Genomic DNA, 14,440 nt, shown 5'->3' on the forward strand with positions numbered 1-14,440 from the left:
GTCGTCGTACACCAACGTTATGGACTCAACTCGTTTCGAGTCCCCGTGGGACTCCCGCCCAACCTTCTGTCCATACCAGTAAAACCGGACGTCAGGGGCACTATTGGTCCATCGCAGCACGGAGCTGGCGGGGGGACTCGAACCCCCAACCACCTGTTTACAAGACAGGTGCGCTACCGATTGCGCCACGCCAGCGGGCCCCGCCACGCTCGACGGGACGCCGAAAGCGTAACGGAGTCAGCGGCATACCAGAAAAGCGATCGGCCCCACGAGGCGAACCTCGTGGGGCCGATCGACTCACTTCACTCAGGGCAGGTGGATGACCTGGCCGACGAAGATGAGGTTCGGGTTCTGGATGGTGCCGCGGTTGGCGTTGAACAGCGCCTGCCAGCCACCCTTGACGTGGTGCTTGGCCGCGAGCTTCGAGAGGGTGTCGCCACGCACGATGGTGATCTTCGCGCCCTTGCCGGTGTTGGCCTTCGGGGCGGCGTAGGTGCCGACGCGGTTGACCTTCTTGGGGGCGACGTAGGTGGTGCGGGCCTTCGGCGCCTGGTAGGTCTTCGCCTTGGGGGCCGCGTAGGACTTCTTGGTCGTGACCTTCTTCGGCGCGATCGCCTGGCGCGTCGTGGAGCGCGAGGCCGCGGCCGTCGAGGACGCACCGCCGTTGCCGCGGGTCAGGCCCGCGCGCACGGAGCAGACCGGCCAGGCGCCGGGGCCTTGCGAGGCGAGGGTGCGCTGCGCGACGGCGATCTGCTGCGCCCGGCTGGCCAGGTCGGCGCGCGAGGCGTAGGCGCCGCCGCCGTAGGCACGCCAGGTGCTCGTCGTGAACTGGAGGCCGCCGTAGAAGCCGTTGCCGGTGTTGATGTGCCAGTTGCCGCCGGACTCGCAGGCCGCGACCCGGTCCCAGACGGAGGAGTCCGCCTTGGCGGAGCCGGCCATCGCGATGCCGCCGAGAACGGTGGCGGCGCCGGCGATGCCGACGCCTGCAGCGCGCTGCTTGAGCGAGATCTTCTTCGCCGCAGCGTGCTTCGACTGGTGGTACTGCATGTTGTTCCTTCCTGACGGCGCCTGCGGGGTTAGCTGTCGGGTTGGGGCGTCAGGCTGCCCCGTCGCTTGCGCGACCTCACCCCTAGGCCCTTGTGGGGCCACAGTGGTTCCCCCGTCCTCGCCCGTGCCCGGGACCCGGGCAATGTCCCTGGCTGGCGAGGCTCGGCGCGCTCAGGGACCGGTTTGTGGGATGTGCCGTGTGAAGTTGTGGGTCCCGCCCAGGAGGGTCCGAGCAGGGCGAAGCGGCAGGTCCGAAGCTCTCGAGTGGACCTCGATGCCCTCCGAACGGATGCCGCTGCCAGACGACCGTACGTGACCAAGGGGCCCCGACACAAGCCAGACCGAGACTTTTTCGTGACCTTTTCTTGACCGGTCCTTTACCCGACGGACGCGCCGGCGGGGGTCAGCCGCCGAACGGGTTACCGCTCCACGGCGTCCAGGCGAGGCTCCCACCTTGGGCGAGGGCGATCCCCACGAGGACGAATCCGCCCACCACGCAGACGATTCCGACGACCTTGGCGGGCAGGGCACTCGGGACGACACGCCGGATGACCGACCGCGAGCCACGCCGCAGGGACGTCCCGCCCGGGCCCCACCACAGCATCAACAGCCCCGCGGCCGCCCCCGCGAGGAGGGTGCCGGGCGACCCCGGGGTGAGGACTCCGCCGCGCAGACTCGCAACGAGCAGGGACGACGCGAAGATCGCGGCGACGGCAACCGTGGCCGGTAGGAGCAGGCTCACCACGGTCGCGACCGCGGCCCCGAGCAGGTGGAAGGGACTGGCGACGAGGGCCCACGGCACGTCGCTGCGCCGGCGTCCCCGGTCGTAGCGGCGCCGGACGAGCCCGGTCATCGACCGGTCGACCGACCGACCCAGCACCGACCAGCCGGCGACGGCGAGCAGCGCGACCCCCGGCAGGGCCGCCGCGAGGCCCAGCCACGCAGCCGCCAGGGCGAGCAACGTGCCGGTGCGGTGCGCGAGCCCGATCCGCGGGTCTCCCTCGGGGGCGAGCTCGTCGTCGTCCCATTCGTCGTCGTCGAGGCCCGCCACGTCGTGCCCGTATGCCGCTGAGCCGCCGCCCCCAACCACCTGACCTCGAGCGGGTGGTGGCCACTGCGCCTCGGGCACCGGGACCGGGTCGGGGACGCGGGGCATCACCGCGGTGCCCCGCTGCTGCATGACGCGCGTGGAGCCGGGAGGCACCCGACGCGCGGGGTCGTCCCAGACCTCGCCGGAGGGTGCCGGGACGGTGGCCGCGTGTCCGCCGGCGAAGCGCTCGAGGGCATCGAGCACCTCGTCGGCGTGGGGACGGGCGCCGGGGTCGGGTGAGAGGGACGCGCGCAGCAGCGGCACGAGCCGGGGGTCGACCCCCGTCAGGTCGACCTCACCGGCGCGGACCCGACTCAGGACCGCCTCCATGCGCCCGCGCCCGAACGGTGGGCGGCCCGATGCGGCATACGTGATCGTCGCGGCCCAGCCCCACCAGTCGGTCGCGTCCGTGATCGGCGCGCCCTCGACGAGCTCGGGTGAGAGGTAGCCGGGCGTGCCCATGACGAGGCCGCCGACGGTGTGTCGGACGTCGTCCTGCAGGTGTGCGATGCCGAAGTCGATGAGGACCGGCTCGCCGTCCTCCAACAGGATGTTGCCCGGCTTGATGTCTCGGTGCACGACGCCGCAGGCGTGGATCCGGCGGATCGCCTCAGCGATGCCCCGGGCGAGCCGGAGCAGCGCCTCGGGGCCGAGCGGGCCGTCCTGGGACACGACCTCGTCGAGCGACGGCCCGGCGACGTAACGGGTGACGATGTAGGGCCTTGGTCCCATGACGTCCGCGTCGAGCACGCCGGCGACGCGGTCGTCCCGGATCAGGGACAGGGTCTCGACCTCACGCCCGAGCCGGTCCCGCGCCTCGGGGTCGGCGGCGACGTGGGTGCGCAGCACCTTGATGGCCACGGCCCGGCCCCGCGGGTCGAGAGCCAGGTGGACCACGCCCATCCCGCCCTCGCCGATCTCCTCGACGAGCCGGTAGCGGCCGAGCCGCTCCGGCTCCCCAGCCCCACGCGAACCGGGCGAGGGCCCGCCCGACGCACCGGCAGAGAGGGTCGTCGTGACCCTCTCGGTGCGGTCGCGGGCAGCCATGCCCCCTAGGCTATGCCGGTTCGACTAGTGGGTGATGTAGTCACGGAGCTGGTCGCGCTCCGACTGCAGCTCGTTGAGCCGGCTCTTGACGACGTCGCCGATGCTGACGATGGCCGTCAGCACTCCGTCCTCGTCGACGATCGGCACGTGCCGGACGCGCTCGTTCGTCATCGTCGCGGCCAGTGACGACACCTCGTCGTCGGCCCGGCCGGTCGTCACGTCGCTCGTCATGATTCGGGAGACCGGGCCGAGCAGGACCGCGGTGCCCTCCGCATGGAGGCTCCGGACGACGTCCCGCTCCGACACGATGCCCTCGATGGTCTTGCCATCCGTGCTGACGACGCAGGCACCGATGCGGTTCTCGTAGAGCAGAGCGAGCAGTCCGGAGACGGTTTCGTCGGGGGCAATGGTGACGACCCCATGCCCCTTCGACCGCAGAACATCAGAAATCTTCACGTCGACCTCCTCGCGCGAACGTGAGCTGCCTTGGCTCGACAGTAGAGCGCCCTACGCCTGGGCGCCAGAGATCGGTGACTACAGTGGGACAAAATCGACCAGGAGCTGATCGAGTGCCGTCGTCGCAACACGGGAAGACCTTCGACCTCGTCATCGCGGCCAACCGGCTGCCGGTGGACCAGGTCATCCTGGACTCCGGGGAGACCGAGTGGCGGCGCAGCCCGGGTGGTCTCGTCACCGCGATGGACTCCGTCATGCGCGACCAGCCCGGCGCCTGGGTCGGGTGGGCCGGTGAGCCCGGTGAGGCGCCGGCCCCGTTCGACCAGGAGGGGACCCACCTCGTCCCCGTCGCCCTCAGCGCCGAGGAGGTGCGCCGCTACTACGAGGGCTTCTCCAACGACACGTTGTGGCCGATCTACCACGACGTCATCGTCCCGGCCTCCTTCCACCGCGAGTGGTGGACCGCCTACCAGCGCGTCAACGAGCGCTTCGCCGAGGCAGTCGCCGAGGTCGCCGCCCCCGGTGCCCGGATCTGGGTGCAGGACTACCAGCTCCAGCTCGTCCCGGCCATGGTCCGCGCTCTCCGTCCCGACGTGCGGATCGGGTGGTTCAACCACATCCCGTTCCCGCCGGTCGAGCTGTTCGCGCAGCTGCCGTGGCGTGGCCAGCTGCTCCGGGGCCTGCTCGGTGCGGACTTCCTCGGCTTCCAGCGCCAGGCCGACGCGCAGAACTTCGTCCGCGCCTGCCGGCAGCTGATCCATGCCGAGACCAAGGCCGGCACGGTCGCCGTCGACGACGGGTCCGGCCGACGCGTCCGGGCAGCTGCGATCCCGATCTCCATCGACTTCAAGGGGCTCGAGGCGCTGGCTCGCGAACCGTCCGTCGGCGAGCGCGCGGCGGAGATCCGCGAGCAGCTCGGCAACCCGAAGGTGCTCATGCTCGGGGTCGACCGACTCGACTACACCAAGGGCATCCGGCACCGGCTCAAGGCGTACGAGGAGCTGCTCGCGGACCGGCGCATCGGTCCGCCCGACGTGACGCTCGTGCAGGTCGCGACTCCGAGCCGGGAGCGCGTCGCCGCCTACCAGCACCTGCGCGCCGACGTGGAGCAGACGGTGGGGCGGATCAACGGTGACCTCGGCCAGATCGGCGCGCCCGCCGTCCACTACCTGCACCACGCCTATCCCCGGGAGGAGATGGCGGCGCTGTTCCGGGCCGCGGACGTCATGCTCGTGACGCCGCTGCGCGATGGCATGAACCTCGTCGCCAAGGAGTACGTCACGTGCCGCTTCGACCTCGGCGGTGCGCTCGTCCTCAGTGAGTTCACCGGCGCGTGGCACGAGCTGCACCAGGCCTTCTCGTGCAACCCGCACGACATCGAGGGGCTCAAGCAGACGATCCTGCGGGCGATCAACACCCCGGAGCGGGAGAAGCAGCGGATCATGCGAGCCCTGCGCAAGCGCGTGTCCGACCACGACGTCCAACGCTGGGCGGCGCGGTTCCTCGCCGCGCTCGACGCGGCCCCGGACCGGGCGGAGCCCAACCCGTGATGGCCCACCGCGATGCCACGGACAGCGCCCGGGCCGTGCTCCCCGAGGACGTCGTGGCTGCCCTTGACGCGGTGGCCGATGCCCAGCCCCTGCTCGTCGCGACCGACTTCGACGGCGTCGTCGCCGGCTTCGACCCCGACCCGCTCGCCGTGCAGCCGACCGAGGGCGTCATGTCGACGCTGCACGGACTCGCCGCTCTCCCCGGGGTGCACGTCGCCATCGTGTCGGGGCGTGACCTCACGACCCTGCGCCTGCTGACCGGGCTGAGCGGCGAGGACGCCATCACGCTCATCGGCAGCCACGGTGCCGAGTCCACCAACCCGGCGGTCCAGTCGGGGATGCACTCGCGGGCGCTCACCGGCGACGACCTCGCTCGGCTCGACGTGCTCGAGGGCGAGCTGCGCGACCTCGTCACGACGCGACACCCGCAGGCGCGGGTCGAACGGAAGGCCGCCGGGGTCGCGGTCCACACGCGCGGCCTGCCCGAGGACGTGGCCCGGCCCGCCCTCGAGGAGGCCCGCTCGCTGGGGCAGTCCCGCGACGGTGTCCGGGTCCTCGAGGGCAAGTCGGTCCTCGAGCTGTCCGTCTCCCCTGCGGACAAGGGCAGCGCGCTCGTTGCGCTCTCCCGCACCATCGGGCCCGCCGCCCGCGTCTATCTCGGCGACGACGTGACCGACGAGGACGTGTTCGCCCGCTTCGAGGCACCCGGTGACGTGACGGTCAAGGTCGGGCCGGGCACGACGGCAGCGCGCCACCGCATCGCCGACACCGACGCCGTCGCGCTCCTGCTGGCCGACCTGCTCGCCCGCCGCGCCGTCGCCCAGCACGGCTGACCGAGCCAGCCGCCCGCCCGACCGCGCCACCCACCTGCCGGAGGCAGCGTTCCGGGCCGAGCACAGCGGCATACCAAAGCCTTCGACCACGAGGATCGCGTTCGACAGGCGCGGTCGGCGGCTCAGCGACGGCGCATAGCGCCGGTCGACCCCCGCACCACCAACTCGGGACGGAAGACGTACTCCGCCCGGGGCGACGGCTGGCCGGCGATCTCGTCGAGCAGCGCGCGCACGGTCGCCTCGCTCATCGCCATGACGCTCTGCCTGATCGTCGTGAGCGGCGGGTCGGTGAAGGCGATGAGCGGCGAGTCGTCATAACCGACGACGGAGAAGTCCCGGGGCACCTGCAGCCCCCGCTTGCGTGCCTCGCGGATCGCGCCGAGCGCCATCATGTCCGAGCCGCACACCACGGCGGTGCAGCCCTTGTCGATCAGGCGGCCCGCCGCCGTCGCGCCGCCCTCGACGCTGAAGAGCGAGCGCTCGATGAGGTGGTCGACGTCGGAGCGGCCGAGCAGCTCCTGGTACGAGTTGCGGAACCCGGCGATCTTGCGGATCACCGGGACGTAGCGGTCCGGGCCGATCGCCAGGCCGATCTCCCGGTGCCCCAGCGCGACGAGGTGCTCGAGCGAGAGGCCCATGGAGGCGACGTCGTCGTTCGAGATGAACGGCGCGTCGACCCCGTCGATGTAGCCGTTGACGAGGACGAGCGGCAGGCCGCGCTCGCGCAGCGCGATGTATCGCTGGGGGTCCGTCGTCGTGTCGGCATGCAGACCGGAGATGAAGATGATCCCGGAGACGCCGCGGTCGAGCAGCATCTGGACGTAGTCGTCCTCATGCACTCCCCCGGCCACCTGCGTGCACAGCACCGGCGTGTAGCCGCTCTGGGCCAGCGAGTTCTCGATGACCTGGGCGAAGGCCGGGAAGATCGGGTTGGTCAGCTCGGGGACGATGAGGCCCACGAGTCCGGCGCTCTTGCGCCGCAAGCGACTCGGCCGGTCGTAGCCGAGCACGTCGAGGGCCGTCAGGACGGCTTGCCTCGTTGACTCCGCGACACCGGGCTTGCCGTTGAGGACCCGCGAGACGGTGGCCTCCGAGACCCCGGCCTGCTCGGCGATGTCGCGCAAGCGCGCCTTCACGTGCGTCTCCTCCTCCTGGGGCGCGGACCGCCGTCGGCCGGCTTCCACGTCCACACCCGTACCTGTGGCCCGTTCGCGGGCAGCGTGACTTGGCGTTTGCCGATCCGCGGCGCCGGACCGTATGCCGCTCTCCCCGTCCCGATGCCCGCCAGGTGCCGCACGGGGAGCCGGATCGGCTCATGTGCAGCACGGGCGACGTGCACGAGGGCCGTCTCGTCGGCGCTCTCCCGGAGGAAGACGATGGCGTCGTCGGCGGCGTGCACCCAGCGCAGTCCGCCGTGGCGCAACGCTGTGGAGGCCTTGCGGGCGGAGATCAGACCGCTGTACACGTCGAGCAGCCTGGTGTCCCAACGGGACTCGTCCCACGGCATGGGGCGCCGCCCGTCCTCGCCGAAGGTCCCCTCCATGCCGATCTCGTCGCCGTAGGTCAGCATCGGGATCGACGGCATCGTCAGGAGCAGACCGGCCGCCACGTCGACGAGCCGTGCGTCCTCGCCCACGAGGGTGCGCACCCGCGTCACGTCGTGCGACCCGACGAGGTTGAACGAGTGCGTCAGCGCCTGCCACGAGATCCGCGACGTGAAGTCACGCATCGTGTCGACCACGGCGCGGGCGTCGAGGACGGGGACGGGCACCGGCGCGCCGAGGAAGTTCGGGGTGTCGTCCGGCTCGCGCAGCCAGGTCCAGACCGGCTTGCAGAACCCGGCGTAGTTCATCACGCCGTGCCAGCCGTCGCCGGGCACGTCCGTCGTGTAGTCGTGGAAGTGCTCGCCGACGACGAGCGCGTCCGGGTGGTGCCGGCCCATCGTGGCGCGCATCTGCCGGGCGACGTCGTGGTTGACGTCGACGGCGCGCCACCGGCCGGTCATGTTGGCGACGTCGACGCGCCAGCCGTCGAGGCCGCCGGACCGGCCGAGCCACTTGCGCACGACGCCGCGGCGGTCCTCGAAGATCCCCTGCCGCAGCGTGTTGCTCAGGTGGTTCAGCTTCGGCAGGGTCGGCACACCGAGCCACGCGACGTAGTCGCCGTTCTCCCAGATGTAGAAGTCCCGCTCCGGCGTGCGCTTGCCGCCGGGACCGGTCGCCGTCTCGAACCACTCGTGGGTCACGCCGGTGTGGTTCGTCGTGAAGTCACCGAGGACCTTCATGCCACGTCCGTGGGCGGCGCGGGTGAGTCGGCGCAGCGCGGCGTCACCGCCGAGCGCCGGGTCGACCGCGTTGAACGTCGCCGCGTCGTAGCGGTGGTTGGACCGGCCGGGGAAGAACGGCGTGAGGTAGACGACGTCGGCGCCGAGCCGCTCGATGTGGTCGAGGTGCTCGCTGATCCCGTCGAGGTCGCCGCCGTAGAACTGGTGGGCCACGGCGTGGGGACTGGTGTCGACCGGGTCGTCCCACTCGGCGGGGATGGCCCAGTCCGGCGGCGTGCGCCGGTCGGCCTGCTCGGACCGGGCGAACCGGTCGGGGAAGATCTGGTAGACGACGGCGCCCTTGGCCCAGTGGGGCGGCGGCTGTTCCGACGCGACGAGCCGGAAGTCGCTCGCGTCCGGCACGTCGCGCAGGTGGACGCCGGTGCCGTTGAGCCAGGCGTACTTGGACGGCCCACCCGAGAGGAGGAACCGGTAGTTCGTCACCGGGTTGTGGCAGACGATGGTGGCCGACCACCAGGCGTCCGTGTCCGTCGTGCGGGCGAGCCGCGCCCGGGCGAACCGCTGTTCACCGTCGGGGGCCGTCCGGACGTGGACCGCGGAGACGGCAGACTCGAGGGGGACCCGCACGAGCACCTGCACCGTGTCGCCGAGACGCGGGTTCCGCTCGGAGACGTAGCGGGACGAGCCGTCGTGGTGCGGCTGGAGCAGCCAGGGGTCGTCGGTCGGTGCCTTGGCTGCGGCGGGTGCGGCCGGTGCGGCGGAGGCGGTGGCCGGTGCGGCGGAGGCGGTGGCCGGGGTGGCGGAGGCGGTGGCCGGGGTGCGGGCGGGGGTCGGGCTCACTTCACCGACCCCTGGGTCAGGCCGCTGACGAGCCAGCGCTGGACCCCGAAGTAGAGGCCCATGACGGGCAGCGAGGCGAGCAGTGCCCCGGCGCAGAACGGGCCGAAGTACTTGTTCTTGTCGGCCTTGAGCAGGGACCACAGCCCGACCGCGAGGGTCTGGTTGTCGGCGTCCTTGAGGAAGATGCTGGCGAGGAGGAACTCGCTGAACAGCCCGACGAACGAGAGCATGCCGACCGTCACGAGGATCGGCATGACGAGTCGCAGCGTCATGGTGAAGAAGATCCGGGCATGACTGGCGCCGTCGACCTTGGCCGCCTCGTCGAGCTCGCGGGGCACCGTGTCGAAGTAGCCCTTGAGCAGCCAGACGTTGGCGCCCATCGCCCCGCCGAGGTAGGCGAGGATGAGGCCGGCCTGGGTGTTCAGCCCGATCCCCGGCAGCGCCTCGCCGATCGTGAAGAAGGTCAGGTAGATCGCGACGAAGGCGAGCATGACCGGGAACATCTGGGCGAGGAGCAGGATCATCAGGCTGACCCGACGACCACGGAACCGCATGCGGGAGAACACGTAGGCGGCCGAGGCCCCGATGAAGACGCTGGCGAACGCGCCGACACCGCAGACGATGAGCGTGTTCTTGTACCAGGAGCCGTAGGGGCGCAGCGAGAACAGCTCGGTGAAGTTGTCGAGTCCCGCGTTGTTCGGCACGAGCGAGGTCGTGCTGAGCGTGCCGGAGGGGTTCATCGCGGCAGACACGATGAAGACGATCGGGAAGAGCGCCCAGACCAGCGCGACCCCGGCGAGTGCGTACTTCCACCAGGTGCCCGTCCTGCGCTTGTGCCCGACGACCTGGATCTGGTTCGCGACCTCGAGCCGCTCGTGAGTGGCGATCGCCATGTCAGTTCACCTCTTCGAGTGCCTTGGTCTGACGGAAGCCGAACCACGAGGCGACCGCGACGATGAGGAAGATGAAGATCGAGATCGCCGCGGCGTAGCCGAAGTTCGGCGCCGCGCTCGTGAACGCCAGCCGGTAGGCGTACGTGATGAGCAGGTCGGTCGAGCCGATCGCGCTCTGGCCACCCTCGAAGGGTCCGCCCTCGGTCATCAGGAAGATGAGCGAGAAGTTGTTGAAGTTGAAGGCGAACGACGCGATGAGGAGCGGGCCGACGGCAACGAGCACGAGCGGCATGGTGATCGAGCGGACCGTCCGGAAGCCGGAAGCGCCGTCGATGGCGGCTGCCTCCTTGACGTCGCCCGGGATGGACTGGAGCGCCCCCGTGCACACGATGAACATGTAGGGGAAGCCGAGCCAGAGGTTGGTCAGCAGGATCGCGAACTTGGCCGCGATGCCGTTGCCGAGCCAGTCGACCGTGAGGCCAGTCAGGTTGTTGATCAGCCCGAACTGCTGGTTGAACATCGAGGCCCACACGAGCGCCGTCACGAAGCCGGGCAGCGCGTAGGGCAGGATCAGGACCGCACGCATGACCTTCTTGCCCTTGAGCCGCTCGTCGTTGAACAGGAGCGCCAGGGCGAGGCCGAGCAGGAAGGTCGAGAGGACCGACACGATCGCGAAGACGAAGTTCCAGCCGGCGATCTTGAGGAAGCCGGCCCGGAGCGTGTCGTTGGTCAGCGCGTTCTTGAAGTTCGCGAACCCGACGTTCTCCTTCCACCCCTGGGCGAGGCGGTCGTCGGGGTTCTGCACGTTGACCCACGTCGCGTTGGACGGGCCGTAGACCTTGGCCGGCTGCCCCTGTGCCTCGGGCCGGTGGTCGATGATGCGGTCCCGGCCGGCGTCGTAGGTCACGGTCGGCTTGCCCTCGTAGGCCTCCGACAGGCCGACCTTCTTGATCGCGGCGCCGCCCCGGGTCGGCACGGTGAAGTCGTCCAGGTCCTGGCGGGCGTTGACCTGCCGGCCGTTCAGGATGGTGTAGCCCTTGGCCGCGGTGACCCGACCGAGGTCGTTGCGCGTCACGTCAGTGGCCGACAGCTCCGTGAGCCCGTCCTTGGTGCCGGCGTAGACCTGCTTGGTCTGCGGGTTAGTCAGGATGTAGACCGGGTCCGCCGTCGCGACGTCGCCGCCCTCCTTGACGGCGACCGACAGCTCGTAGCGCGGCTGCCCCTGCACCTCGACGACCGACGACTGGGTGATCGCCTTGATCGACTCCTGCTTGGTCAGGCTGTGCCCGTCGCCCCAGTTGGTGAAGGACGTGGCGCCGGTGAAGACCGCCGGCCAGATCTGGAAGGCGAGGAAGAAGATGAGCCCCGGCAGGAGGTACTTCATCGGCACGGCACGCCGCGTCGCATAGACAGCGAGGATGGCCAGGCCGATCAGGCCGAGGACGACCACCAGGATGAGCTGGCCGTTCGCCGCGAACAGGCCTGCGGCATAGACGATCCCGGCCAGGACCACCGCGATGATGGCCCACTTGAGGATCACGTAGGGCGAGCGACTCTTCATTGAATCTCCGTCAGGACCGAGACGCGGGGACGTGCGGGAGGACGGGAAGGGCCCGTATGCCGCTGAGCTGGCTCAGCGGCATACGGCACCCTCCCCAGGAGGGCTGGGACTCAGCCCTTCTTGATGTTGGCGACGATCTCCTTCTGGGCGGCGTCGAAGCGCTCCTGCGGCTTCGCCTTGCCCGAGATGACGTCCGCACCGGCCTGGCCGAGCGGGCCCCAGACGGCGTTCATGGCCGGGATGTTCGGCATCGGAAGGGCGCCCTTGCCGGCCTCGAACCAGGCCTTGACGTCGGGGTCGCTCGCGGAGACCTCGTCGTAGGCGGCCTTGAGGGCCGGCGGACGGTGACCGATGTTGAACAGGTCGACCTGCATCTCCTTCTTGGTGACGTACTTGAGGACGAACTCCTCGGCGTACGCCTTGTTCTTGGCCTTGGCCGAGACGTAGAACATCTGGACGCCGAGGAACGGCTCCATCTGCCCACCGGCGATCGTCGGCAGCGGCGAGATGGCGTACTTGATGTTCGCCTTCTTCGCCTTGTCGATGGCCCACGGGCCGGTGATGTAGTACGGGTACTTCCCACCGTCGAAGAGGGCGTCGGCGTTGGTGCCGTCGACGTTCGTGGAGAGGATCTTCTCCTTGCCGAGCAGCGCGAGCTGCTGGGCACCCTTGACCGAGCCGGCGCTGTTCACGATGACCTTGTTGGGGTCGTAGTCGCCGTTGTCCTTGACGGCGAAGATGCCGCCGCCGAAGGCCTTGAGGTAGGGGTAGGTGTAGTAGGCGTTGCCGGTCTTGCCGACCTCCTGGACGACGACGCCCTCGGCCTTGCCGGCCTTCATGAGGGACTGGCCGTTCTTGACCATGTCCTCGTAGGTCTTCGGCGCGTCGGGGGCAAGGGCCGTGTTGCGCACGACCCCGATGTTCTCGACGGCGTAGGGCACGCCGTAGATCTGGCCGTTGAACTTCGTGGCGCCCATCGCCTCCGGCGAGAACTGTGCCTGGACGTCGGCCGACATCGGGATCGGCTCGACCGCGTTGTTCTGGACCAGCTCACCGAGCCAGTCGTGGGCACCGACGATGACGTCCGGGCCCTTGCCGGCGTTGGTGGCGTCCTTGAAGTTGGCGCGCACGTCCGGGGCGACCTGGACCTGGACCTTGATGCCCTGCTCCTCGCCGAACTGGTCGGCGTACTTCTTGACGGCCGCGGCGCGGTCGTTGTCCGTCCAGATGACGAGGTCGACGTTGGCGTCACGGACCGGGGCGGCCGTCGTCGACTCGGAGGGGGCGGGTGCTGCCTCGGTCGTCGTCGACGACGACTGGCCGGCGGGCTGGGTGCTGCTCGTGGAGGGGGTCGTGCCCCCGCCACAGGCGCTGAGCGCCAGGGCTGCGACGCAGGTGACGGCAGCCGAGGACACGGTGCCGAACGCACGCTTGTGCATGGATTCTCCTTCGAAACCAGGTGGCACACGCCGCCACCAGTGGGAGCACCGTAGCAAGAACTTGCGAGCCTCTGAAGCTGTCTTGCAGCAAGTTCTTGCAACGATCCGGCCACGGACGGAGGGGCCGCGCTTTGCCCGCCGAGCGGCATACGTCATGATGACTGTGCCAGCCCATCCGGGTCGGCACCTTTACAACGGATCGTCCGGCACGTTCCTGCCGGTGAAGGAAAGGCAAAGACGCCCATGGCAACAGTGACGTTCGACCACGCGACCCGGATCTATCCGGGCAACTCCAAGCCGTCGGTCGATGACCTCAACATCGAGATCGCAGATGGCGAGTTCCTCGTCCTCGTCGGCCCGTCCGGCTGCGGCAAGTCCACCTCGCTGCGGATGCTCGCCGGCCTCGAGGAGGTCAACGAGGGACGCATCCTCATCGGGGACCGCGACGTGACCAACCTGTCCCCCAAGGACCGCGACGTCGCGATGGTCTTCCAGAACTACGCGCTCTACCCGCACATGTCCGTCGCCGACAACATGGGCTTCGCCCTCAAGATCGCCGGCGTCGACAAGTCCGAGATCCGCAAGCGCGTCGAGGAGGCGGCCAAGATCCTCGACCTGTCCGAGTACCTCGACCGCAAGCCGAAGGCCCTCTCGGGCGGCCAGCGCCAGCGCGTCGCCATGGGCCGCGCCATCGTCCGCTCGCCCCAGGTCTTCCTCATGGACGAGCCGCTCTCCAACCTCGACGCGAAACTCCGGGTCCAGACGCGCACCCAGATCGCCTCGCTGCAGCGGCGCCTCGGCGTCACGACGGTCTACGTCACCCACGACCAGGTCGAGGCGATGACGATGGGCGACCGCGTCGCGGTCCTCAAGGACGGCATCCTCCAGCAGTGCGACACGCCCCGACGGATGTACGACCACCCGGCCAACGTGTTCGTCGCCGGCTTCATCGGGTCGCCCGCGATGAACCTGCTCGACGCGCCGATCGTCGACGGCGGCGTCGACGTCGCCGGGCACACCGTGCCGGTGGCGCGGGAGGAGCTATCCAAGGCGTCCGGGCACGTCACCCTCGGCGTCCGGCCGGAGGACCTGCACATGTCCGAGGACGGCGACGGCATCCCGGTCACGGTCGATGTCGTCGAGGAGCTCGGGGCCGACGCCTACATCTACGGCTCGACGAAGGCCAAGCAGGTCGGCACGACGGGTGAGGAGAACGCCGACTCCCCGTTCATCGCCCGCGTCGACGGGCGTCGTCCCCCGGAGAAGGGCGAGGTCGTCTACCTCGAGCCGAAGCAGGGGCACGTGCACGTCTTCAACGCCGACAGCGGAGAGCGCATCAGCGACTGACCGATCGACAGTGCGCTCATCCTGATCGAGAGTGCAGTTCTCATGATCGAGAG

General features: G+C 69.9%; 11 protein-coding genes, 1 tRNA gene and 1 riboswitch. Of the genes, 3 read left to right on the forward strand and 9 right to left on the reverse strand.

Annotated elements, in window-relative coordinates; genetic code table 11:
• Nucleotides 1-122 precede the first annotated feature (122 nt).
• The 4 genes from N864_RS12555 to N864_RS12570 form a co-directional block, all read right to left on the reverse strand.
• Nucleotides 123-195, reverse strand: a tRNA-Thr gene (locus tag N864_RS12555).
• Between the two features lie 111 nt (nucleotides 196-306).
• Nucleotides 307-1,047: a transglycosylase family protein gene (locus N864_RS12560; RefSeq protein WP_034717211.1), complete on the reverse strand. Its 741-nt coding sequence runs from the start codon at nucleotides 1,045-1,047 to the stop codon at nucleotides 307-309.
• A 24-nt stretch (nucleotides 1,048-1,071) separates the two neighbouring features.
• A riboswitch (cyclic di-AMP (ydaO/yuaA leader) is annotated at nucleotides 1,072-1,162 on the reverse strand.
• Between the two features lie 288 nt (nucleotides 1,163-1,450).
• Entirely contained in the window at nucleotides 1,451-3,184 is a 1,734-nt protein-coding gene (locus N864_RS12565) for a serine/threonine-protein kinase (RefSeq protein WP_034717213.1), read from the reverse strand.
• A gap of 24 nt (nucleotides 3,185-3,208) precedes the next feature.
• On the reverse strand, nucleotides 3,209-3,640 hold the full coding sequence (locus N864_RS12570; protein WP_034717216.1) for a CBS domain-containing protein: 432 nt from the start codon (nucleotides 3,638-3,640) through the stop codon (nucleotides 3,209-3,211).
• 113 nt (nucleotides 3,641-3,753) lie between these two features.
• Between N864_RS12570 and N864_RS12575 the strand changes: the two genes are divergently transcribed.
• Nucleotides 3,754-5,190, forward strand: coding sequence for an alpha,alpha-trehalose-phosphate synthase (UDP-forming) (locus tag N864_RS12575; RefSeq protein WP_034717218.1), 1,437 nt, complete (start codon nucleotides 3,754-3,756; stop codon nucleotides 5,188-5,190).
• On the forward strand, nucleotides 5,190-6,023 hold the full coding sequence (gene otsB / locus N864_RS12580; protein WP_051518532.1) for a trehalose-phosphatase: 834 nt from the start codon (nucleotides 5,190-5,192) through the stop codon (nucleotides 6,021-6,023). Before N864_RS12575 ends, otsB begins: the two co-directional genes overlap by 1 nt.
• Before the next feature lie 122 nt (nucleotides 6,024-6,145).
• Here otsB and N864_RS12585 read toward each other — a convergent pair whose 3' ends face one another.
• The 5 genes from N864_RS12585 to N864_RS12605 form a co-directional block, all read right to left on the reverse strand.
• The gene (locus N864_RS12585) at nucleotides 6,146-7,159 is read right to left on the reverse strand and encodes a LacI family DNA-binding transcriptional regulator (protein ID WP_034717226.1); all 1,014 of its coding nucleotides are present in this window, start codon (nucleotides 7,157-7,159) and stop codon (nucleotides 6,146-6,148) included.
• Entirely contained in the window at nucleotides 7,156-9,147 is a 1,992-nt protein-coding gene (locus N864_RS12590) for a glycoside hydrolase family 13 protein (RefSeq protein WP_240474309.1), read from the reverse strand. The genes N864_RS12585 and N864_RS12590 overlap by 4 nt, the downstream gene beginning before the upstream one ends.
• A complete protein-coding gene (locus N864_RS12595; protein WP_081793777.1) occupies nucleotides 9,144-10,040 on the reverse strand; it encodes a sugar ABC transporter permease in 897 nt (298 codons plus the stop codon). Before N864_RS12595 ends, N864_RS12590 begins: the two co-directional genes overlap by 4 nt.
• 1 nt (nucleotide 10,041) lies before the next feature.
• Nucleotides 10,042-11,601, reverse strand: coding sequence for an ABC transporter permease subunit (locus N864_RS12600; RefSeq protein ID WP_034717220.1), 1,560 nt, complete (start codon nucleotides 11,599-11,601; stop codon nucleotides 10,042-10,044).
• A 110-nt stretch (nucleotides 11,602-11,711) separates the two neighbouring features.
• Entirely contained in the window at nucleotides 11,712-13,040 is a 1,329-nt protein-coding gene (locus N864_RS12605) for a sugar ABC transporter substrate-binding protein (protein ID WP_034717222.1), read from the reverse strand.
• Nucleotides 13,041-13,283: 243 nt separating this feature from the next.
• On the opposite strand from N864_RS12605, the gene N864_RS23675 reads away from it, so the two are divergent.
• A complete protein-coding gene (locus N864_RS23675; RefSeq protein WP_051518533.1) occupies nucleotides 13,284-14,387 on the forward strand; it encodes an ABC transporter ATP-binding protein in 1,104 nt (367 codons plus the stop codon).
• Nucleotides 14,388-14,440: the final 53 nt, after the last annotated feature.

The organism is Intrasporangium chromatireducens Q5-1 (assembly GCF_000576575.1).
Classification (GTDB): domain Bacteria; phylum Actinomycetota; class Actinomycetes; order Actinomycetales; family Dermatophilaceae; genus Intrasporangium_A; species Intrasporangium_A chromatireducens.

Excerpts from the sequence above, each read along its gene's own strand:
- otsB (WP_051518532.1), top strand. The coding sequence starts at position 5,190 with ATGGCCCACCGCGATGCCACGGACAGCGCCCGGGCCGTGCTCCCCGAG.
- N864_RS12560 (WP_034717211.1), bottom strand. The coding sequence starts at position 1,047 with ATGCAGTACCACCAGTCGAAGCACGCTGCGGCGAAGAAGATCTCGCTC.
- N864_RS12605 (WP_034717222.1), bottom strand. The coding sequence starts at position 13,040 with ATGCACAAGCGTGCGTTCGGCACCGTGTCCTCGGCTGCCGTCACCTGC.
- N864_RS12565 (WP_034717213.1), bottom strand. The coding sequence starts at position 3,184 with ATGGCTGCCCGCGACCGCACCGAGAGGGTCACGACGACCCTCTCTGCC.
- N864_RS12595 (WP_081793777.1), bottom strand. The coding sequence starts at position 10,040 with ATGGCGATCGCCACTCACGAGCGGCTCGAGGTCGCGAACCAGATCCAG.
- N864_RS12600 (WP_034717220.1), bottom strand. The coding sequence starts at position 11,601 with ATGAAGAGTCGCTCGCCCTACGTGATCCTCAAGTGGGCCATCATCGCG.
- N864_RS23675 (WP_051518533.1), top strand. The coding sequence starts at position 13,284 with ATGGCAACAGTGACGTTCGACCACGCGACCCGGATCTATCCGGGCAAC.